We start from the raw sequence: 19,619 nt of genomic DNA on the forward strand, positions 1-19,619 counted from the left end.
GCAAAGTTCGGTTTTTTCTAGGCGGGCGAAATTGCATCCGGCATGAGTGGGAAGATTGCGCGGGAAGGAACCGGAATGCTGGCCATTGGACTGATGTCGGGAACGTCGCTCGACGGGATCGATGCCGCGTTGATCGAGACCGATGGCGAGGCGTTCGTTCGGCCGATCGCGTTTCGCGGTGAGCCCTATTCGGATGCGGCGCGGGCGCAGCTCGCGGAAGCCACGCGGATGGCGCTGACGTTCGACAAGCCGCGGGCTAGCCCGCCGGTGGTCGCCGCGGGCGAGCTGATCACGCGCGCGCACGTGTTTGCGGTGCACAAGCTGCTGGCGGATGCGGGCGTCGCGGCGGCGGAGGTCGATGTGATCGGCTTTCACGGGCAGACGATCGCGCATCGGCCGGATCGGCGCTGGACCTGGCAGATCGGCGATGGGGCGGCGGTCGCGCGCGCTACCGGGATTACGACGGTGTCGGATTTTCGGTCGGCGGATGTGGCCGCGGGCGGGCAGGGCGCGCCATTGCTGCCGGTGTATCATGCGGCGTTGGCGGCGGGGCTCGAGGGGCCGGTCGCGGTGCTGAACCTCGGCGGGGTCGGGAACATCACCTTCATTCCCGGTGGGCTCGACATGCATGATTCGCGCGAGATGTCGCCGGAGCGGGCTCAGATGACCGATCGCGACGGGCTGGTGGCGTTCGATACCGGGCCGGCGAACGGATTGATCGATAGCTGGGTCGAGGCGGAAACTGGCGCCCGGTATGATGCCGGGGGGGCGTTGGCGGCGTCCGGGCGGGTGGACGAGACGGTGCTGACGGCGATGCTCGATCATCCGTTTTTCGATGCACCTCCGCCGAAGTCGCTCGATCGGAATGATTTCACGATCCAGCCGGCGCGGGGGTTGTCCGCTGCTGATGGGGCCGCGACTTTGACGGCGTTTACGGCCGCTACGGTGGCTGAGGCTTTGCGACATTTGCCGGCTCGGCCGGTTCGGTTGCTGGTTGCGGGGGGTGGTCGGTGTAATCCGACGATGCTGGCGATGATCGCCGCGCGGACCGGGTTGGTGGTGGAGCCTACAGACGTGCTCGGATGGAACGGCGACGCGCTGGAAGCCGAGGGGTTCGCGTATATGGCGGTGCGGACGCTGAAGGGCATGGCGATCAGCTTTCCGGGGACTACGGGCGTGCCGGTGGCGATGGCTGGCGGATTTGTCGACCGGGTTTAGTTTGCCGGCCAACGTCTAAACGCTTGTTCGCCCGCGAAGGCGGGAGCCCAGTCTGGGCTCCCGCCTTCGCGGGAGAACATAGAGGCGGGGGGCGGGTGCGTGTTACTCGCACGCGCTTCGCGGTAACCGCACCTAACCCTCTACTACCCCGGCACCTTCTACCACCCCGGCGGAGGCCGGGGCCCAATTGGAAAAGTTGCAGTAACTAAGCGCGCGCTCAGTTAGCGACGTCCCCCAATTGGGCCCCGGCCTTCGCCGGGGTGGTAGAGAGCGTGGGGGCGGCAGCTTTGTATCAGTGCGGCTTCTTTGCCTTTGCCGGCTTCTTCGTCTCGGGCTTCTTCACTGGGGCCTTCTTCTCCGACGTGTCCTTAGCCAGTAGCGCAGGCGCCGCGAACGCAGCAGCAATCCCCGCGATGACGGTCGCGCCAACCGCGATCGCCGTCTTCGGGTGCGACTTCACCGCATCCGTCGCCGTCGCGAGGCCAGCCTTTGCGGCATCGGTCGCGTCCTCGACCCAATCGCTGGTCGTGGCAGTCTTCTTCGCCTCAGCCTTTGGCTTGTGGTCGTCGTCGTGATGGACCTTGGCGTGCGGCATGGCGGAGTTGGGGATCGACGACATCGGGCGTTCCTTTGGGAAGGGAATGATACCCGGTAAACCGACCGCGTCCGTGACGGTTCCGTTACGGTCAGCCAACTACCGCGCCAAACTCATCGTTTCCGCGTCAGCTCGCGCATCGCGTCGTCGAGCCCCGCGAGGCTCAGCGGGTACATCCGGTCGGTCATCAGTTCGCGGATGATCCGCACCGACTGCGAATAGCCCCATTGCGCCTCGGGCACCGGGTTGAGCCACGCCGCCGCCGGATAGGTATTCGTCAGCCGCTGCATCCACACCGCGCCCGGCTCCTCGTTGAAATGCTCGACCGAGCCGCCGGGGTGGGTGATCTCGTACGGGCTCATCGACGCGTCGCCGACGAAGATCAGCTTGTAGTCATGGCCGTATTTGTGGAGCAGGTCCCACATCGGCGTGCGCTCCGCGAACCGCCGCGTGTTGTCCTTCCACACGCCTTCGTACGGGCAATTGTGGAAGTAGAAGAATTCGAGGTTCTTGAACTCGGTGGTCGCGGCCGAGAACAGCTCCTCGCAGAGCTTGACGAACGGGTCCATCGAGCCGCCGACGTCGAGGAACAGCAGCAGTTTCACCGCATTGCGGCGCTCGGCGCGCATGACGATGTCGAGATAGCCCTGGCGCGCGGTGCCGGCGATCGTGCCGTCGATGTCGAGTTCGTCGGCGGCGCCGTCACGTGCGAAGCGGCGCAGGCGGCGGAGTGCCACCTTGATGTTGCGGGTGCCGAGTTCCTTGGTGTTGTCGAGGTTGCGGAACTCGCGCTGGTCCCAGACTTTCAGCGCGCGCTTGTGCGTGCTTTCGCCGCCGATGCGGACGCCTTCGGGGTTGTAGCCGCCGTTGCCATACGGGCTCGTACCGCCGGTGCCGACCCATTTGCTGCCGCCCTGATGGCGTTCCTTCTGCTCCTCGAGACGTTTCTTGAGCGTCTCCATGATCTCGTCCCACGACCCTAGCGACTTGATCGCCGCCATCTCCTCGGGGGTCAGGAACTTCTCGGCGACTGCCTTGAGCCAGTCTTCGGGGACTTCGCCGGGGACGGTGCCGTAGCTGGTGGCGAGGCCGCGGAAGACCTTGGCGAAGACCTGGTCGAACTTGTCGAGCAGTCCCTCGTCCTTCACGTACACCGCGCGGGAGAGGTAGTAGAAATCCTCGGGCGTCCGCTCGATCACCTCGGCATCGAGCGCCTCGAGCAGGATGAGGTGCTCCTTGAGGCTGGCGGGGATGCCGGCGCTGCGGAGCTCGTCGAGGAAGTTCAGGAACATGAGGTCACTCCGTCACTTCGCCGCAGCGATCGGCAGTTCGATCGCGCTGGGCTGCGCGGCCGAGTGGAAGACGCTGATCGTGGCCTTCCGGTAGTCGGCGGGCGTCGCGTCGAAGATGTTGGGGACGTAGGTCTGCGGGTTGCGGTCGTAGAGCGGGAACCAGCTCGACTGGACCTGCACCATGATGCGGTGGCCGGGGAGGAAGACGTGGTTGGCGTTGGGCAGGACGACGCGGAAATGCGTGGGCTGCCCGGCGACGATCGGGGTCGGCTTCTCGAAGCTATCTCGGTAGCGGCCGCGGAGAATGTCCATCGACACGGCGAGCTGGTAGCCGCCCATCTCGGGCTTGTCGGAATACTCCGCCGGGTAGACGTCGATCAGCTTCACCACGAAATCGCCGTCGGTGCCGGTGGTGCTGGCGATCAGGTCCGCGACGGGCGCGCCGGCGATCGCGACCGGGCTGGCCAGCGGCGGTGTCTGGTAGGTCAGCACGTCGGTGCGATCGGAGAACGGGCGCTGATCGTCGACGAGCCATTGCCGCCACGTCGAGCCGGTCGCGTAGGTCGGGCGGATCGGGCGGAGGCGGTAGGGGATCGGCTTGGCAGGGTCGGAGATATAGTCGTCGTGGCCGTCCTGCGCGGGGGCGGTGGCGCCGAGGCCGTTGGCGGGCTGAAAATAGAGCTTCTGCGTGGCGGTCGAGTTCGGCCAGCCCGCCAGCGTCTGCCACTGGTTCGTACCGGTCTGGAACGCGGTGACGGGCGCGAGCGCGGGCGGCGTCGCGCCGGTCTTCAGCGCGCCGTCGAGGAATGGGAGCAAGACGTTCTTGCGGAACCAGAGCGCGGTGTCGGCATCGAAACGGATCGCGCCGAGCGTCGAGCCGTCACCGTTCGCGCCGCCATGCGCCCAGGGGCCGAGCGCGAGGTGGTTGACGTGGTTCGGATCGACCTTCGACACCGCCTCATACGCCGCGACCGCGCCGTAGATGTCCTCCTGATCCCATTGGCTGGCGACCCAGAGCGTCTGCACGGTTTGCGGTTGCTTGGGCAGGATCGTCTCGAGCGCCTGCCCCTGCCAGAACGCGTCGTAGGTCGGGTGATCGTGGAGGCGGTTGACGAACGGGAGCTGCTCGAGCCCGCGGCTTTTCACGAACGCGCTGGCGGACCCGGCGCGAAGGAAGGTGTCGTAATCGTCATACGCGTCGCGCCAGAGGTCGCCGGCCTCGCCCTTCGCCGCGTCCTGCGTGTAGTAGTAATCATAGCCGATCTGGCGGAACGCGCCGCCGTGGAAGTCGTCGTCGCCCTTCCAGGTGTTAATCACCGGGTTCATCGGGACGGCGGCCTTCAGCGCGGGATGCGGGTTCACCAGCGCCATCGCCGCCATCATGCCGTCATAGCTGCCACCGATGATGCCGACCCGGCCGTTGCTGTTCTTCAGGTTCTTCACGAGCCAGTCGATCGTGTCGTAGGCGTCGGTGGAGTGATCGACTTTCGTCTTGTTGAGCGGGCCGATCAGCGGGCGTTCGTTGATGTACGCGCCGTTCGAGCCGTTCTTGCCGCGGACGTCCTCGAACACGCGGATATAGCCGGCGTCGAAGAACATCGCGTCGGAGGCGCGAACGTTCAGTGCGCCGCTGGGGCTGGAAAACCGGCTCGCGCTGCTCTCGGCATTGTACGGGGTGCGCTGGAGCAGGATCGGGGCGTCGGTAAGGCCCTTGCGCTGGAGGATCACGGCGTGGAGCGTCACGCCGTCGCGCATCGGGATGTCGACTTCGCGACGGTCGAAATCGAAGCTGGCATTGGCGGGTACGAACTTGGCGGGGATGTCGCCGCCGGGGGGCGGTGATTTTTCCTTTTGCGCACCGACGATCGCGGGCGCGGCAGTCGCGAGCAATGCCAGCGTGATCGTCGTCAGAGTCTTGAGCCGCATCGTCATTCCCACCGTCTTTGCCGCGACGGTGGTGGCACGGTTTCGCGGGTGGCGGCAATGGTTAGAATCTGAAGTCCGCCGACCTTCTCCGCTCCCCTCCTTTCCAGGTAGGGACGCAGAGTCACCGTGCGATGGGTTCTCCACTGACGGGGACATACGCATCGATCAATGCGCCGACGTAATCGGGGTTGCGGCTGGTGAGCTCGGGCGCAGCGTGCGCGTGGCCGTAGATGAATCCGTAGACCGGGTAGATCCCGCCACCGAGGCCGTCGACGTCCTTGTACCAGACCTTCACGTCGCTCCAGTCGTTGCCCGGCGAGACGTCGAACAGCGTCACGTCCTGCTCGGCGTGACCGCGTTCGCCGTTCTGCCGCGACCAGTTGGCGTGGGTAAGCATGACGACGCGCTTCTCGACCACGCGGCTGACCACCGCGACATGGCCCATCGGCAGCCGCTTGGTCTTTTCGAAGACGATCACCGCGCCTTCCTTGGGCTTGTGCGTGCGTTCGTACTTGCCGTCGGCCTGCTCCCACCAGGTCCAGGCGTTGCCGTAGATCTGGATTCCGGACGCGGCGCGGGCGAACGGGACGCACTGACCGACATAGTCTAGCAACGAGCTGGCGTTGGCGCTGGCCGCCGCTGCGGCGGCGATTGCGAGCGTGAGGAGCGTTTGAGGAATTCGCTTCATGATTATCGGATAGCGGCTGCCGGATGACCGGTCGGTTGCAGCCTATGGTTAACCCGGGGTCCCGACGTATTTTTCGGGCAAGTCGGCGCGGCCGTACAGCGCCCAGTCGACGCCGGACAAGACGCCTCGCCGACGAAGCACGAGCAGGCGATAGCGGACGGCGCAACGTATCGTCGATCGCGGGGCCGCGCGTCCGTCCGGCAAGTCGACGTTGAGAAAGTCCGGCGCCGGGCAATCCTGGACGATGCGGAGACGATATCCTCGCTCCGCCGCTCCGACTCGCAGCGTCGCGACGGGGCGGACATGCTCGACGAGCACGGTGGCACCGTTCGGACGGAGTGCTGCCATCGTCGCGATCGCCGCGCCGGTGTCACCGCGGCGCTTCGCTGCCTGCGACAGATCGTCCCGGATGCACGCGATCACGATGATCGCCAGGAGAGCGGCACTTGCGGCGCGGGTGGCACCACGCTTGCCGAGTCCATCCGCCAACAGGCCGGCGAGCAGGAGAAGGATGCCGACCGACGACAGCAGGAAATATCGCGGGATGCCGGTGTTGCCGACCCGCAGCAGTGCGAGCGCGACGGGCAGACCGACAATTGTCGCAAGATACAGGACACCGATCGTGTCGCGCCTTCGCAAAACGCACGCGAGACATGCCAGAATGCCGATCATCACGGTGAGAACGAACCACGGAGGCGACGTCAATGCGCCGATGCTCGCGGCCACCATGACTGCAAGGGCGTTCCACAGCGATGCGGCCGAGAAGCCGACATAGTCGCCGACCTGCAGCCCGGTCGGACTGGTGGCCGCTGCACCGAGGACGACGCCAAACACCGCGACGGCGACGGCGATCGTCGGCAGGAGAAGGCGGATGGCGCGTTTTCCGGCGCTGTCCGTCGGTTTGCGGCGTTCCAGGACGAAGGTCGCCCAGATCGCGATCGCGCCCAGTCCGAATACCATCGTCAGTTGCGAAAACAGGCCAAGCGCCGCCAATATGGCGAGCCGCCATCTGGGCCCCGGTGTCCCGTCCCCTTCCGCAAGCCAGCGTGCCACGAGCCAGATCATCGTCATCAAGGCGAGCAGCATCGGCATGTAGCCGCGGGCTTCCGATCCATAGTTGACCATGATCGGCGACACCGCGAACAGCGATGCCGCGACGATCCCATGCCGGACGCTGTGCCGTGACCCGATCGCAGCCGCGACGACGACGGTCGCGGTTCCCGTCGCGATCGAGAAGGCGCGCAACGCCAGCGGGGGCGCGCCATAGCCGACAAGCCACATCCACAGGCCGTTCAAATGGTGATTATTGTCGTGGTTGATCGCCAGCACGATATCGAGCGGCGATCGCACATGACGCAACATCTCGGCCGACCAGGCCTCGTCGACCCATAGTCCGCCACCGGCGCTGAGCACCCGGAGTGCCAAGGCCATGACGACGATCGCCGCCAACACCGAATTCGTGCGCAGGTTCGGCAGGGCTGGACGGTCGTGCATCGCCCTATCGTAAGGCCGCCGGCGTTAAGGTTGCCCTTACCCCTGGTTCTTCTGCCGCTTCGCCATGAACGCGAGGCGTTCGAACAGCATGACGTCCTGTTCGTTCTTCAGCAGCGCGCCGTGCAGCGGCGGGATCGCCTTGGTCGGATCGCGGTTCTGCAGCACGTCCAGCGGCATGTCCTCGTGGAGGAGCAGCTTCAGCCAGTCGAGCAACTCGCTGGTGGAGGGCTTCTTCTTCAGGCCGGGGACGTCGCGGACGTCGTAGAACAGGTCCATCGCCTTGGTGACGAGGATCTTCTGGATGCCGGGGAAGTGGACGTCGACGATCGCCTGCATGGTCTGGCGATCGGGGAATTTGATGTAGTGGAAGAAACAGCGGCGCAGGAACGCGTCGGGCAGTTCCTTCTCGTTGTTGCTGGTGATGATGACGATCGGGCGCTCGACCGCGCGCACCGTTTCCTTGGTCTCGTAGACGTGGAATTCCATCCGATCGAGTTCCTGCAACAGGTCGTTCGGGAACTCGATGTCGGCCTTGTCGATTTCGTCGATCAGCAGGACGGGCGGGGCGGGCTGGGTGAACGCCTCCCACAATTTGCCCTTGCGGATATAGTTGCCGATGTCGTGGACGCGTGCGTCGCCGAGCTGGCCGTCGCGCAGGCGCGCGACTGCGTCATATTCGTACAGGCCCTGCTGCGCCTTGGTGGTCGACTTGATGTTCCATTCGATCAGCGGCGCACCGAGCGCCTTGGCGATCTCGTAGGCGAGGACGGTCTTGCCGGTGCCGGGTTCACCCTTGATCAGCAGCGGGCGGCGCAGCGTGACGGCGGCGTTGACCGCGACCTTCAGATCGTCGGTCGCGACGTAGCTCTGGGTGCCCTCGAAGCGCTTCATGCGATGTCCCGTCCGGTTCTGAATACCGGGTATGGATAGAGGGAATGCGCTGACTTGCGCAAGCGGTCACAGATCTCCGCGGGCACTTGCGCGCGCTTCCAGCAGCGACCAGAGGCCGCGGTGCTGGGCGAACAGCTGCTGCGCCCCGAACAGGATCGCGCGTTCGCAACCGGGTGACGCTGCGAGCACGGCAATCGCGGCGGCGGTCTCGGATTCGGGTGGAAAGGTCGAGGGCGGTACGGCAAGACCAAACCGTTCGGCCGCGACGTCGAGGACGCGGCGGATTGCCGTCCAGTCGAGGACCAGGGCGGCGGCGGCACCGGTCGCGCATCCGGTCCGCTCCGACCGCGCCAGCATCTCCAGCGCATGGCGTTCCGCGACCAGCGCCGACTCGCTTACGGCTTGGCCCGGTGTCGAGGGCAGGGGACCCACGGCGGCGGTGAGTTGTGCCAGATAGCCCCGTTCGCCGGCAAACCCGGCCGCTGCATCGCCGAGCCACTCGGTCGCATCGGGCTGGACACCGCGCGCGCGGACGTCAGCGATCATCCCTGGGTGATGACCGTGGACCGAGCACAACGCGTGGACCGCGTCGGACAGGTTGCGCTGCCCCGCACCACCTGCGGTCAGGCGCCGCAAATGCGGGTGGACCGCGCTGCCATCCGCCGCGCCCAGGCGAACGAGCGCGTCCCATGCGCTTGACGGCCCGACGAGTGTTTGCGCGTTCGAAATCATCATGCCCCGGACGTAATGCGTCGCGGCAAGTCTCAGGCCGCACATCCTTATCGTCCTTTTCACTATACGAAGCGCGTAAAGACATGGTTTATTCGTCATTAATTATCGCAAAGTGACTTCATTTTTCGTTCGCGCGCCGGTCCGGTACGCGAAATTCACGCCAGATGCGGCCTTTACGCCGCCGCCAGCCATCGCGATAACGCGCCATCGTTACTGACGGGCCGCCGGGACGTGTCCGGCGGCATGATCCCACGGAGTCTACAGGATGCGCACATGGTTGCTCGGGCTTGCACTTGCTTCGGTCGGAACCGCCGCGATGGCCGCTGATCAGGTCACGCCCGCTGCCGTACCCGCCGCCGTACCCGCTGGTGGACCAGCCGAACCCGCAAAGCCGGTTGAGGCTGCCAAGCCCGGCGATCTGACGATGGCGCGGGTATTCGGCAATCCGGATCTATCGGGACAACAGCCGCGCGCGGTGCGCCTGTCGCCCGACGGCTCGCTGCTGACGTCGCTGCGCAATCGCGACGACGAGAAGGAGCGGTTCGATCTGTGGGCGGTCGATACCGCCACCGGGCAGGCGCGGATGCTGGTCGATTCGAAGAAGGTCGGCAGCGGCGCGGAGCTGACCGAAGCCGAGAAGATGCAGCGCGAACGGGCGCGGATCGGCGGGCAGAAGGGGATCGTGGCCTATGACTGGGCACCCGACGGCAAGTCGATCCTCGTGCCGCTCGATGGCGACCTGTATCTGGCGAGCTTGGATGGCAAGGTTCGGCGGCTGACCAATACGCCGGGTGGCGAGCTGAATCCGGTGGTCAGCCCCAAGGGCGGCTTCGTCTCGTTCGTCCGCGACCAGAACGTGTTCGTCCAGCCGCTGACCGGTGGCGACGCGCGCGCGGTTACAACTGGCGGCGGCGGCACCGTTCATTTCGGCGAGGCGGAGTTCGTCGCGCAGGAGGAGATGGATCGTCGCACCGGATACTGGTGGTCACCCGACGAGCAGTATGTCGCCGTCGAGCGGTTCGACGAGGCACCGGTCCATACCGCGACACGGGCGTCGATCGGCGCGACCGGGACCAAGGTGTACGAGCAGCGCTATCCGGCGGCGGGCACGCCGAACGTGCTGGTCGACCTGTATATCATGAAGCCCGATGGTTCGGGGCAGGTGAAGGTCGATCTCGGGACCAACCCCGACATCTATCTCGCGCGGGTCGACTGGACGCCGGATGGCCGCATGCTGCTGGTCCAGCGCCAGAGCCGCGACCAGAAGCTGCTGGAAATGCTCCGCATCGATCCCGCGACGGGCAAGTCGACCGTGCTGTTCACCGAGAAATCGGGCGTGAAGAGCTGGCTCAACCTGTCCGATTCGTATCATGTGCTGAAAGACGGCAGCCTGATCTGGCGCTCGGAGCGGAGCGGGTACGGCCAGCTCTACCGCTTCGCATCGGGCAAGTGGACGCAGCTTACCAAGGGCGACTGGGTGGTCACCGATCTGGTCGGCGTGGACGAAACCAAGGGCCGCCTGTTCTTCCTCGGCAACAAGGACGACGTGCTCGAGCAGCAGCTCTATTCGGTCGACGTCGCGAAGCCGAACGCGATCACCAGGCTGACCGAGGCCGGCTGGTGGAACAGCGCGACGATGGATGCCGCGGCCAGCCGCTTTATCATCTCACGCTCGAACCCGAAGCAGCCGACGCAGGTGTATCTGGCGGATGCGACGGGCAAGCGGATCTCGTGGATCAACGAGAATGCGGTGGTCGAGGGGCATCCTTACTACCCGTATCTCGCGAGCCATCAGGAAACCAAGTTCGGGACGTTGAAGGCGAAGAACGGCATGACGCTCCACTATGAGATGATCACGCCGCCCTTGGAGCCCGGCAAGAAATACCCGGTGTTCTTCGAACATTACGGCGGCCCCGGCACCGGCCAGCAGGTCACGCGCGGCTGGCAGGGTGCACTGCCGCAATATCTCGTCGATCGCGGCTGGATCTATTTCAAGATCGACAATCGCGGTTCGTACAACCGCGGCAAGGCCTTCGAGGACCAGATCTATCACGCGATGGGAACGGTCGAGGTCGAGGACCAGCTATCGGGGGCGAACTATCTGAAGTCGCTGCCGTTCGTCGAGCCGAGCAAGATCGCGACCTATGGCTGGTCCTATGGCGGCTATATGTCCTTGAAGATGCTGGAGAAGACGCCGGGCGTGTACGCAGCGGCGGTGTCAGGTGCGCCGGTCACCGATTGGCAGCTGTACGACACGCATTATACCGAGCGCTATCTCGGCGACCCGGCGAAGGACCCTGCGAGCTACTCGACGTCGGCGGCGGTCGAGGAGGCTAATCGCATCGTCGATCCGCTGCTGCTGATCCACGGGATGGCGGACGACAACGTGTTCCTCGACAATTCGACCAAGGTCGCCGCGCGTATGCAGGCGACCGCGACGCCGTTCGAGATGATGTTCTACCCCGGCTACACGCACCGCGTGTCGGGGCCGGGGATCAGCGAGCATGTCTGGGGTACGATCCTCAACTTCCTCGACCGGACGGTGAAGGACAAGCCGGCGGCTTCCGGAGCAGCGCTCGTCCCGTCACCAGTCCCGGAGAAGTAAGCGCTGGTCCAACTCGGCTTTCACCTCAACAACTGAGCACCTCCCCGACGTAGGCCGGGGTCCATTTGGGGAACGTCGCTGATCAAGCGCGGTCCGCCGTTACGGCGACCTGTCCAACTGGGCCCCGGCCTCCGCCGGGGTGGTACAGAAAGAAGGCGCTTAGAAGTATGTTCCCCCGCGAAGGCGGGGGGCCAGCCTGGGCTCCCGCCTTCGCGGGAGAACAAGGAGAAGGGGGTAACCTCTCCTCCAAACCCCATCTATCCGCGCAACAAGTCGAAAGCCGTTGGACCTTGCGACGCAACGACGTTAGGGCGCCGCCAAGTCCAATCGGAGTTATGACATGGGTTATCGGGTGGTGGTCGCGGGCGCGACCGGCAATGTCGGGCGCGAGATGCTCAATATCCTGGCGGAGCGCGAGTTTCCGGCGGACGAGATCGCCTGCGTCGCATCGTCGCGCAGCCAGGGGCTGATGGTCGATTACGGCGACACCGGCAAGCAGATCAAATGCCAGAACATCGAGCATTTCGACTGGAACGGCTGGGACATGGCGCTGTTCGCAATCGGCTCCGAGGGCACCGCGGTCTACGCGCCGATCGCTGCCGCCGTTGGGTGCGTGGTGATCGACAATTCGTCGCTCTACCGCATGGACCCCGACGTGCCGCTGATCGTCCCCGAGGTGAACCCCGAGGCGATCGACGGCTACAAGGTCCGCAACATCATCGCCAACCCGAACTGCTCGACCGCGCAGATGGTGGTCGCGCTCAAGCCGCTGCACGACGCGGCGGTGATCAAGCGTGTGGTCGTCTCGACCTACCAGTCGGTGTCCGGCGCGGGCAAGGCGGGCATGGACGAGCTGTTCGAGCAGAGCCGCAACATCTTCGTCGGCGATCCGGCGGAGCCCAAGCTGTTCACCAAGCAGATCGCGTTCAACGTGATCCCGCACATCGACAGCTTCCTCGACGACGGCTCGACCAAGGAAGAGTGGAAGATGGTCGTCGAGACCAAGAAGATCCTCGACAAGAAGATCAAGGTCACCGCGACCTGCGTCCGCGTGCCGGTGTTCGTCGGCCATTCGGAAGCGATCAACATCGAGTTCGAGAACGAGATCTCGGCCGAGGAGGCGCAGAACATCCTTCGCGAGGCGCCCGGCATCATGCTGGTCGATAAGCGCGAGGACGGCGGCTACATCACCCCGATCGAGTGCGTCGGCGACTTCGCGACGTACATCAGCCGCGTCCGCGAGGATCCGACCGTCGAGAACGGCATCAACCTGTGGTGCGTCAGCGACAACCTCCGCAAGGGAGCGGCGCTGAACGCGGTGCAGATCGCCGAACTCCTCGGGCGGCGGCATCTGCAGAAGGCGTAGCGGGGCGGCCATCAAGCCCCGTTCTTCTCGAGCTCCGACCGACATCGCCGCGCCGTCATTTCATAATGGCGGCGCGGTTTTTATTGGTTGGTCGCGGGTCGCGAGAGTCGCCGCCATGCTTTGTCGGGCGTCCGCGGGTTGACACTCCGGACCGAGAGACCGAATTGGCGGCACCCCATCACGACAGGATGAGACCGTGGCCAGCACCCCGAGCAAGACCCAGTATTTCGAGAGCTTCGACGGCGCCCGGCTGGCATGGCACGAGGTCGGGGAAGGTCGACCAGTCGTGCTGATCCACGGGTATTTCTCGGACGCGAAGACGAACTGGATCCGCTACGGCCACGCGGCGAAGATCGCGGCCAAGGGCTTCCGCGTGATCATGCCGGACCTGCGCGCGCATGGCGACAGTGAGAGGCCGCACGGTCTGGAGGCGTACCCTGCAGACGCGCTGACGCAGGACGGACATGCGTTGATCGCGCATCTGGGACTGACCGAGTATGATCTCGGGGGTTATTCGCTTGGTGCGCGGACCACGTCGCGGATGCTTGCGACGGGGGCAACGCCGCGGCGCGTTATCTTCTCGGGCATGGGTCTGGAGGGTCTGACGCACACCTCGCGTCGCGCCGGGCATTTCCGGAACATCCTGACCAAGCTGGGGCAGCACGTCCAGGGCACGCCCGAATGGCTGGCCGAGGCGTTCCTGAAGACGACTGGCGGCGATCCGGTCGCGTTGCTCGGCATCCTCGAGACGTTCGTCGACACGCCGCTCGACTCCGTGAAGGCGATTCAGCAGCCGACCTTGGTCGTGTGCGGCGGGGAGGACCAGGATAATGGTTCGGCACCCGATCTAGCGGCGGTCCTGCCGAACGGAACCTATGTCGAGACGCCGGGCGGGCATATGAGTGCGGTGGTGAAGCCAGAACTCGGCCAGGCGATCGCAGACTTCCTCGCGGCCTGACTTGGCTCCACCGATAGATCCTCCCCCGCCAGGGGGAGGTGTCGCCGAAGGTGACGGAGGGGGAGGACACGGAACAGCGGTTACACCTTACCTCCCCCTCCGTCTGGCAAGCACCAGCCACCTCCCCCTGGCGGGAGAGGATTGTGACCGGATGGCAGTTGACCGGGCGGCGGCGGGTGATCACTCTGGGCGCATAATCCAGGGGAATTACATGATCCGCAAAGTCTCTCTGATCGCGCTTGCGTACGCGATCGCCGTGCCCGCTAGCGCCCAAACCGCACCCGCACCACCCACCGCGACCGGCACGCCCACCGTCGCGCAGGCCGATGCCTTCGTCGCCGAGGCCGAGCAGGCGATGGCCGCCGCATCGCTCGATGCCAATCGCGTGGCGTGGGTCAATGCGACCTACATCACCGACGATACCGATGCGCTGGCGGCGAAGTCGGGCGCGGAGATGACCGATCTCGGCGTGAAGTATGCGCTCGGTGCCGCGCGGTACGCGTCGCTGCCGGGGCTGTCGTTCGATACCAAGCGCAAGCTCGACCTGCTGCGTGGCGGCCTGACGCTGCCGGCGCCGACGCGTGCGGGGGCGTCCGAGGAGCTGTCGACGCTCACCACCAAGATGTCGTCGTCCTACGGCAAGGGCATGGGCACGCTCGACGGCAAGCCGATCAACGGCTCGGACATCGAGGCGGCGATGGGCTCGGTGCGCGATCCGGCCAAGCTGACCGAGATGTGGACCAGCTGGAACGACAAGGTCGGCGCGCCGATGCGCAGCGACTATGCGAAGATGACGTCGATCTCGAACGAGGGCGCGCGCGAGCTTGGCTACAAGGACGTCGGCGCACTGTGGCGCTCGGGCTACGACATGACGCCCGAGCAGTTCGCCGCGCTGACCGACAAGATCTGGAAGCAGGTCGAGCCGCTGTACATGGCGCTCCACACCTATACGCGGTGGAAGCTCAACGAGAAGTACGGCGACGCGGTACAGGCCAAGACCGGACCGATCCGCAGCGACCTGCTCGGCAACATGTGGGCGCAGGAATGGGGCAACATCTACGACATCGTCGCGCCGAAGGGGGCGGGGGACGTCGGCTACGATACCGGTGAGCTGCTCAAGGCGAAGGGCTATGACCCGCTCAAGATGGTGAAGCAGGGCGAGGGCTTCTATTCGTCGCTGGGCTTTGCGCCATTGCCGGATACGTTCTGGACACGGTCGCAGATCACCAAGCCGGCGGACCGCGACGTGATCTGTCATGCGTCGGCATGGGATATCGACAACAAGGACGATATCCGGATCAAGATGTGCACGAAGGTCAACGCGGACGATTTCGTCACGATTCACCACGAACTCGGCCACAATTACTACCAGCGCGCGTACAAGGCGCAGCCGTTCCTGTACGCGAACGGTGCGAACGACGGCTTCCACGAGGCGATCGGCGATACCGTCGCGTTGTCGATCACGCCGGATTACCTGGTGAAGATCGGCTTGCTCGATCCGGCGAAGGTGCCGAGCGCGGACAAGGACATCGGGCTGCTGCTGCGACAGGCGATGGACAAGGTCGCGTTCCTGCCGTTCGGGTTGCTGATCGACAAATGGCGCTGGGGCGTGTTCTCGGGCCAGATCCCGGCGACCGGCTATCAGGCGGCGTGGGATCAATTGCGGCTCCAGTATCAGGGAATCAAGCCGCCGGTGGCGCGCGACGAGACCAAGTTCGATGCGGGGGCGAAATACCATATCCCGGCGGCGGTGCCGTACACGCGGTACTTCCTGGCGCGGGTGTTGCAGTTCCAGTTCTACAAGGCGGCGTGCGACCAGTCCGGCTGGAAGGGGCCGCTGCATCGCTGTTCGTTCTATGACGACAAGGCGGTGGGCACGAAGCTGAACGCGATGCTGAGCATGGGGCAATCGAAGCCCTGGCCGGATGCGCTGCAGGTGTTCACCGGCAGCCGCGAGATGTCGGGCGCGGCGCTGGTCGAGTATTTCGCGCCGTTGAAGAAGTGGCTGGACGTCCAGAACAAGGGGAAGCCGTCGGGCTGGTGACGGTGATTTGGGGCACGCTATTCGATACTATCTAGTTCCCCCGCGGAGGCGGGGGCCCAGGGTCACGAGGGCTAGTTTGGCTTTAGCTGGGGCCCCGCCTCCGCGGGGGAACATTGGAAGGTGACCCCTGCCAAGGCATCCACCCCGGCGAAGGCCGGGGCCCAGTTGGAACGTCCTGAGTAACGAAGCTCATCGCTCCGTTAACAACGTCCCCCAACTGGGCCCCGGCCTTCGCCGGGGTGGCGTGCTATCGGGGGGGTGAACTGCTGGGGTAGGTAACGTTACTCGGGGATCGTGCCTTCGTCGGCAATCCCGGCCTCGAACGACTTCGATGAATCCGTGCCGTCAGCCTGATGCGCGCCCTTGCCCTTGGGCTCCGGCGCCGCCGGCGTGGGCGGAGCAGGCTTCGGCGTACTACCGCGCAACGTGAACAACGCGGCCGCGGCACCGATTACGGCAACCCCGCCCGCGATCGCGGCAGCACCCCATTTGCCACCGACCTTGTCGGTCGCGGCCGTCACGGGAGACTTGGCGGCTGGCTTGCGCGACGCAGGCGGCCGCGGCGTGCTGCGTTTCGTAGAGCGCGGCTTTGGCGCCGGTTTGGCCGCAACCTTGCGCGGCGTTGCCGTGGCTGGCTTCTCCGCGACGGACTTTTCGGCCGCGACCGGCTTTGCCGCAGCAGCCGGCTTCGCGCCAGTCGCCTTGGCCGTTACAGGCTTTGGCGCGCTGGTCGTGCGCGGTGCGCGGCGGCGCGTGACGGGCTTCTTGGCGTCCGTTTCGGGCGTGTCGGTATCGGCCACGGCTGTGCTCCCTCAAAAGTGATTCCGGGTGCGTAACGCATTAGCGGCCGATCCGCTCCGTAATTACCAGCCCGTCTTACCGGAACGGCGGCTCGTCGAACGCGCGGAGCTTGCGGCTGTGGAGCTTCGATCCTTCGAGTCTCAACTGTTCGCAGGCCTCGATGCCGATCCGCAGATGCTCGCTGATCGCGCGTTCGTAGAAGCGGTTCGCTTGTCCCGGCAGCTTCAGCTCGCCGTGGAGCGGCTTGTCCGAGACGCACAGTAGCGTGCCGTAGGGCACGCGGAAGCGATACCCTTGCGCGGCGATAGTCGCCGATTCCATGTCGATACCGACCGCGCGCGACAGCGAGAAGCGCAGCGCCGACTTCGAATAGCGAAGTTCCCAGTTGCGATCGTCGGTCGTGACGATCGTGCCGGTCCGGAGGCGCCGTTTCAGTTCCTCGCCCGACTGGCCCGAGACGATCTCGGCGGCCTTGGCCATCGCGAGCTGGACTTCGGCGATCGCGGGGATCGGAATTTCCGGCGGCAGGACGTCGTCGAGGACATGGTCGTCGCGCAGATAGGCGTGCGCGAGAACGTAGTCGCCGATCCGCTGGCTCGGTCGCAGGCCGCCGCAATGCCCGATCATCAGCCAGGCCTCGGGGCGGAGCACCGCGAGATGGTCGCAGATCGTCTTCGCGTTGGACGGGCCGACGCCGATGTTGACCAGCGTGATGCCGGTGCGATCGTCCGCCATCAGATGATAGGCGGGCATCTGGTGACGCCGCCATGCGCTGTCGGAGATGATCTTGTCGATGTCGTCGCCCGACGAAATCGTGATCCCGCCCGCGCCCGACAGGCTTGTGAAGCGCGACCCCTCACCAAGCTGCGTGCCGGCCCAGCGAACGAATTCATCGACATAGCGGTGATAGTTGGTGAACAGTACGAAGCGCTGCGCATGCTCGGCCGGCGTGCCCATGTAATGGCGCAGGCGGGCAAGGCTGAAGTCGGTGCGCAGGCCGTCGAACAGCGCGAGCGGGCGGGTCTCGTCCTGCGCGATCCAGAGGCCGTCGGCGATCTCGTCGCCGATATGCGCGAGCTCGGTCGCGGGGAAGAAGCGCGCGAGTTCGGAGGCGGAGACCTCGTCGAGGCTCAGCGCGTGGCCGGGCTCGATCACATACGGGAACGGGATCTCCTGGCGACCCTCGACCGCCTCGACGGTGACGTCGTAATCCTCGATCAGCAGGGTGAGCTGTTCGGTGAGATACGCAGCGAAGATCGCGGGCTTGGTAACGCTGATCTTGTATTCGCCGGCGGTGACGAGGCGGCCGAACGAGCGCAGCGGCGTAGGCCGGTCGACGCCGCCCTTATATGTCAGGCGAATTTCGGGATAAGCGAACGAGCCGTCGGTGCGGGCAGCCGGATCGGGCACGGTGCCGTCGGCGATGTAGGCGCTCATTGCGGACTGGAGGCGCTCGACAGAAGCGCGGTAGAGGCGGTCGAGTTCGGCGACGAGGTCGGATGCGGTTGTCATCGCCCAGTGTTAGGTGGCGCCGGTTACGGTGGCAAGACTGCGGCGGATGGGCACGGTTACTGCGCACTCGGCGTTAATGCACCACCCCGGCGGAGGCCGGGGCCCAATTGGGGGACGGATGTAACAGCGGGCAGTCCAAAGTTACCTCGGCCCTGCCAGTTGGGCCCCGGCCTCCGCCGGGGGGGGGGCAGTGAGGGCGGGCATCGCTCCCGCCCCCTGACATCAGATCTCGCTGAGCAAATGTTCGGCCGAGCTCACCTTGAACTCACCCGGTGCCTCGACGTTCAGCTGCTCGACCACGCCGTCGTTGACCAGCATCGAATAGCGCTGGCTGCGAATGCCCATGCCGAAGCCCGAGCCGTCCATCGTCAGGCCGATCGCCTTGGCAAAGTCACCATTGCCGTCCGCCAGCATCGTGATGTCGCCGGCGCCCGCCGACTTGCCCCACGCGCCCATCACGAACGCGTCGTTGACCGAGACGCAGGCGATCTCGTCGACGCCCTTGGCCTTCAGTTCGGCTTCCTTCTCGACGAAGCCCGGCAGGTGCTTGGCCGAGCAGGTCGGCGTGAACGCGCCCGGCACCGCGAACAGCGCGACCTTGCGGCCCTTGAAGAAGCTGTCGGTATCGACCTGGTCTGGGCCATCAGCCGTGGCCTTGACGAGAGTGGTGGTGGGAAGCCGGTCGCCGACGCTGATCGTCATTCTGAATCTCCTGTCGCCGCGCAGTGATCGCGGGCGGCCCGTACCTCGTACGGTCAGGCATTGATTTCAAGCGTGGCGGGTGCCCGCCTTCACCACTATGGTGCGATGGATGGACAAGACCGCCTTTCTTTCCGGACAATTCCTGCTGGCGATGCCGGGGATGAGCGATCCGCGGTTCGCCCGCGCGGTGATCGCGATGTGCAGCCACGACGAGAACGGCGCGATCGGGATCGGGCTGGGCGCGACGATCGATGGCCTTGGCTTCCACGACCTGCTCGAACAGTTCGGGATCGAGCCGGGCGACGCGCCGAATGCGCCGGTGCATTTCGGCGGCCCGGTCGAGCCGCGGCGCGGCTTCGTGCTGCATTCGGCGGATTGGGGCGGCCAGGATAGTGTCGACGTCGCCGGGCTCTGGAAGCTGTCGAGCACGGTCGACGTGCTGCGCGCGATCGCCGAGGGGCGGGGGCCGTCGCAGTGGGTGGTGGCGCTCGGCTATGCCGGCTGGGACGGCGGGCAGCTGGAAGGCGAGTTGTCACGGCCGGGATGGTTCAACGTGCTCGGCGATACCGAACTGCTGTTCGATACCGCAGCGGAAGATCGCTGGACGATGGCGTTCGCGCAGGCCGGCGTGGACCCGCGGTTGCTGGTGGCGGAGACGGGGCGGGCCTGAAATCCTCCCCCGCCAGGGGGAGGTGGCAGGCACTTGCCTGACGGAGGGGGAGGTAAGGGAAACGCCTGTTCCGTGTCCTCCCCCTCCGTCGCCTTCGGCGCCACCTCCCCCTGGCGGGGGAGGAA

Annotated in this window: 16 protein-coding genes; 6 read left to right on the forward strand and 10 right to left on the reverse strand. The window is 65.6% G+C overall.

Annotation, left to right across the window (positions count from 1 at the left end):
* Nucleotides 1-75 precede the first annotated feature (75 nt).
* Complete coding sequence (locus tag SJY41_RS03890) at nucleotides 76-1,218, forward strand: anhydro-N-acetylmuramic acid kinase (protein WP_380779223.1); 1,143 nt, start codon at nucleotides 76-78, stop codon at nucleotides 1,216-1,218.
* Between the two features lie 292 nt (nucleotides 1,219-1,510).
* Here SJY41_RS03890 and SJY41_RS03895 read toward each other — a convergent pair whose 3' ends face one another.
* The 7 genes from SJY41_RS03895 to SJY41_RS03925 form a co-directional block, all read right to left on the reverse strand.
* Nucleotides 1,511-1,837: a hypothetical protein gene (locus SJY41_RS03895; protein ID WP_380779225.1), complete on the reverse strand. Its 327-nt coding sequence runs from the start codon at nucleotides 1,835-1,837 to the stop codon at nucleotides 1,511-1,513.
* 89 nt (nucleotides 1,838-1,926) lie between these two features.
* The gene (locus tag SJY41_RS03900) at nucleotides 1,927-3,105 is read right to left on the reverse strand and encodes a VWA domain-containing protein (protein ID WP_120300105.1); all 1,179 of its coding nucleotides are present in this window, start codon (nucleotides 3,103-3,105) and stop codon (nucleotides 1,927-1,929) included.
* A 12-nt stretch (nucleotides 3,106-3,117) separates the two neighbouring features.
* Complete coding sequence (locus SJY41_RS03905; protein WP_380779227.1) at nucleotides 3,118-5,031, reverse strand: CocE/NonD family hydrolase; 1,914 nt, start codon at nucleotides 5,029-5,031, stop codon at nucleotides 3,118-3,120.
* Nucleotides 5,032-5,152: 121 nt separating this feature from the next.
* Nucleotides 5,153-5,719, reverse strand: coding sequence for a CHAP domain-containing protein (locus tag SJY41_RS03910; RefSeq protein ID WP_380779229.1), 567 nt, complete (start codon nucleotides 5,717-5,719; stop codon nucleotides 5,153-5,155).
* A gap of 48 nt (nucleotides 5,720-5,767) precedes the next feature.
* The gene (locus tag SJY41_RS03915) at nucleotides 5,768-7,213 is read right to left on the reverse strand and encodes a hypothetical protein (protein ID WP_380779232.1); all 1,446 of its coding nucleotides are present in this window, start codon (nucleotides 7,211-7,213) and stop codon (nucleotides 5,768-5,770) included.
* A 36-nt stretch (nucleotides 7,214-7,249) separates the two neighbouring features.
* Nucleotides 7,250-8,104 carry an AAA family ATPase gene (locus SJY41_RS03920; protein WP_380779234.1) on the reverse strand — a complete coding sequence of 285 codons (855 nt, stop codon included), beginning with the start codon at nucleotides 8,102-8,104 and terminating at the stop codon, nucleotides 7,250-7,252.
* 66 nt (nucleotides 8,105-8,170) lie between these two features.
* Nucleotides 8,171-8,881, reverse strand: a complete 711-nt coding sequence (locus SJY41_RS03925) for a DUF6975 family protein (RefSeq protein WP_380779236.1) — start codon at nucleotides 8,879-8,881, stop codon at nucleotides 8,171-8,173.
* Between the two features lie 271 nt (nucleotides 8,882-9,152).
* Here SJY41_RS03925 and SJY41_RS03930 point away from each other — a divergent pair, with 271 nt between their 5' ends.
* From SJY41_RS03930 to SJY41_RS03945, 4 genes are all read left to right on the forward strand, one after another.
* Nucleotides 9,153-11,441: a DPP IV N-terminal domain-containing protein gene (locus tag SJY41_RS03930; protein WP_380784049.1), complete on the forward strand. Its 2,289-nt coding sequence runs from the start codon at nucleotides 9,153-9,155 to the stop codon at nucleotides 11,439-11,441.
* A 340-nt stretch (nucleotides 11,442-11,781) separates the two neighbouring features.
* Complete coding sequence (locus SJY41_RS03935) at nucleotides 11,782-12,807, forward strand: aspartate-semialdehyde dehydrogenase (protein ID WP_380779238.1); 1,026 nt, start codon at nucleotides 11,782-11,784, stop codon at nucleotides 12,805-12,807.
* A 196-nt stretch (nucleotides 12,808-13,003) separates the two neighbouring features.
* Nucleotides 13,004-13,765, forward strand: coding sequence for an alpha/beta fold hydrolase (locus SJY41_RS03940; protein ID WP_380779240.1), 762 nt, complete (start codon nucleotides 13,004-13,006; stop codon nucleotides 13,763-13,765).
* Between the two features lie 211 nt (nucleotides 13,766-13,976).
* Nucleotides 13,977-15,809 (forward strand): M2 family metallopeptidase, encoded by a 1,833-nt coding sequence (locus SJY41_RS03945; protein ID WP_380779242.1) that lies wholly within the window; start codon nucleotides 13,977-13,979, stop codon nucleotides 15,807-15,809.
* A 281-nt stretch (nucleotides 15,810-16,090) separates the two neighbouring features.
* Here SJY41_RS03945 and SJY41_RS03950 read toward each other — a convergent pair whose 3' ends face one another.
* The 3 genes from SJY41_RS03950 to SJY41_RS03960 all read right to left on the reverse strand — a co-directional run bounded on the left by SJY41_RS03950 (nucleotide 16,091) and on the right by SJY41_RS03960 (nucleotide 18,824).
* Nucleotides 16,091-16,609, reverse strand: a complete 519-nt coding sequence (locus SJY41_RS03950; protein ID WP_380779244.1) for a hypothetical protein — start codon at nucleotides 16,607-16,609, stop codon at nucleotides 16,091-16,093.
* A 76-nt stretch (nucleotides 16,610-16,685) separates the two neighbouring features.
* Nucleotides 16,686-18,122 carry an AMP nucleosidase gene (locus SJY41_RS03955; protein WP_380779245.1) on the reverse strand — a complete coding sequence of 479 codons (1,437 nt, stop codon included), beginning with the start codon at nucleotides 18,120-18,122 and terminating at the stop codon, nucleotides 16,686-16,688.
* Nucleotides 18,123-18,344: 222 nt separating this feature from the next.
* Nucleotides 18,345-18,824 carry a peroxiredoxin gene (locus SJY41_RS03960; RefSeq protein ID WP_380779247.1) on the reverse strand — a complete coding sequence of 160 codons (480 nt, stop codon included), beginning with the start codon at nucleotides 18,822-18,824 and terminating at the stop codon, nucleotides 18,345-18,347.
* A 109-nt stretch (nucleotides 18,825-18,933) separates the two neighbouring features.
* On the opposite strand from SJY41_RS03960, the gene SJY41_RS03965 reads away from it, so the two are divergent.
* The gene (locus SJY41_RS03965) at nucleotides 18,934-19,494 is read left to right on the forward strand and encodes a YqgE/AlgH family protein (protein WP_380779249.1); all 561 of its coding nucleotides are present in this window, start codon (nucleotides 18,934-18,936) and stop codon (nucleotides 19,492-19,494) included.
* Nucleotides 19,495-19,619 lie beyond the last annotated feature (125 nt).

Source organism: Sphingomonas sp. R86520, from assembly GCF_042466285.1.
Classification (GTDB): Bacteria; Pseudomonadota; Alphaproteobacteria; order Sphingomonadales; family Sphingomonadaceae; genus Sphingomonas.

Excerpts from the sequence above, each read along its gene's own strand:
- SJY41_RS03965 (WP_380779249.1), top strand. The coding sequence starts at position 18,934 with ATGGACAAGACCGCCTTTCTTTCCGGACAATTCCTGCTGGCGATGCCG.
- SJY41_RS03915 (WP_380779232.1), bottom strand. The coding sequence starts at position 7,213 with ATGCACGACCGTCCAGCCCTGCCGAACCTGCGCACGAATTCGGTGTTG.
- SJY41_RS03960 (WP_380779247.1), bottom strand. The coding sequence starts at position 18,824 with ATGACGATCAGCGTCGGCGACCGGCTTCCCACCACCACTCTCGTCAAG.
- SJY41_RS03920 (WP_380779234.1), bottom strand. The coding sequence starts at position 8,104 with ATGAAGCGCTTCGAGGGCACCCAGAGCTACGTCGCGACCGACGATCTG.
- SJY41_RS03935 (WP_380779238.1), top strand. The coding sequence starts at position 11,782 with ATGGGTTATCGGGTGGTGGTCGCGGGCGCGACCGGCAATGTCGGGCGC.
- SJY41_RS03930 (WP_380784049.1), top strand. The coding sequence starts at position 9,153 with ATGGCCGCTGATCAGGTCACGCCCGCTGCCGTACCCGCCGCCGTACCC.
- SJY41_RS03910 (WP_380779229.1), bottom strand. The coding sequence starts at position 5,719 with ATGAAGCGAATTCCTCAAACGCTCCTCACGCTCGCAATCGCCGCCGCA.
- SJY41_RS03945 (WP_380779242.1), top strand. The coding sequence starts at position 13,977 with ATGATCCGCAAAGTCTCTCTGATCGCGCTTGCGTACGCGATCGCCGTG.
- SJY41_RS03890 (WP_380779223.1), top strand. The coding sequence starts at position 76 with ATGCTGGCCATTGGACTGATGTCGGGAACGTCGCTCGACGGGATCGAT.
- SJY41_RS03900 (WP_120300105.1), bottom strand. The coding sequence starts at position 3,105 with ATGTTCCTGAACTTCCTCGACGAGCTCCGCAGCGCCGGCATCCCCGCC.
- SJY41_RS03895 (WP_380779225.1), bottom strand. The coding sequence starts at position 1,837 with ATGTCGTCGATCCCCAACTCCGCCATGCCGCACGCCAAGGTCCATCAC.
- SJY41_RS03925 (WP_380779236.1), bottom strand. The coding sequence starts at position 8,881 with ATGTGCGGCCTGAGACTTGCCGCGACGCATTACGTCCGGGGCATGATG.
- SJY41_RS03905 (WP_380779227.1), bottom strand. The coding sequence starts at position 5,031 with ATGCGGCTCAAGACTCTGACGACGATCACGCTGGCATTGCTCGCGACT.
- SJY41_RS03955 (WP_380779245.1), bottom strand. The coding sequence starts at position 18,122 with ATGACAACCGCATCCGACCTCGTCGCCGAACTCGACCGCCTCTACCGC.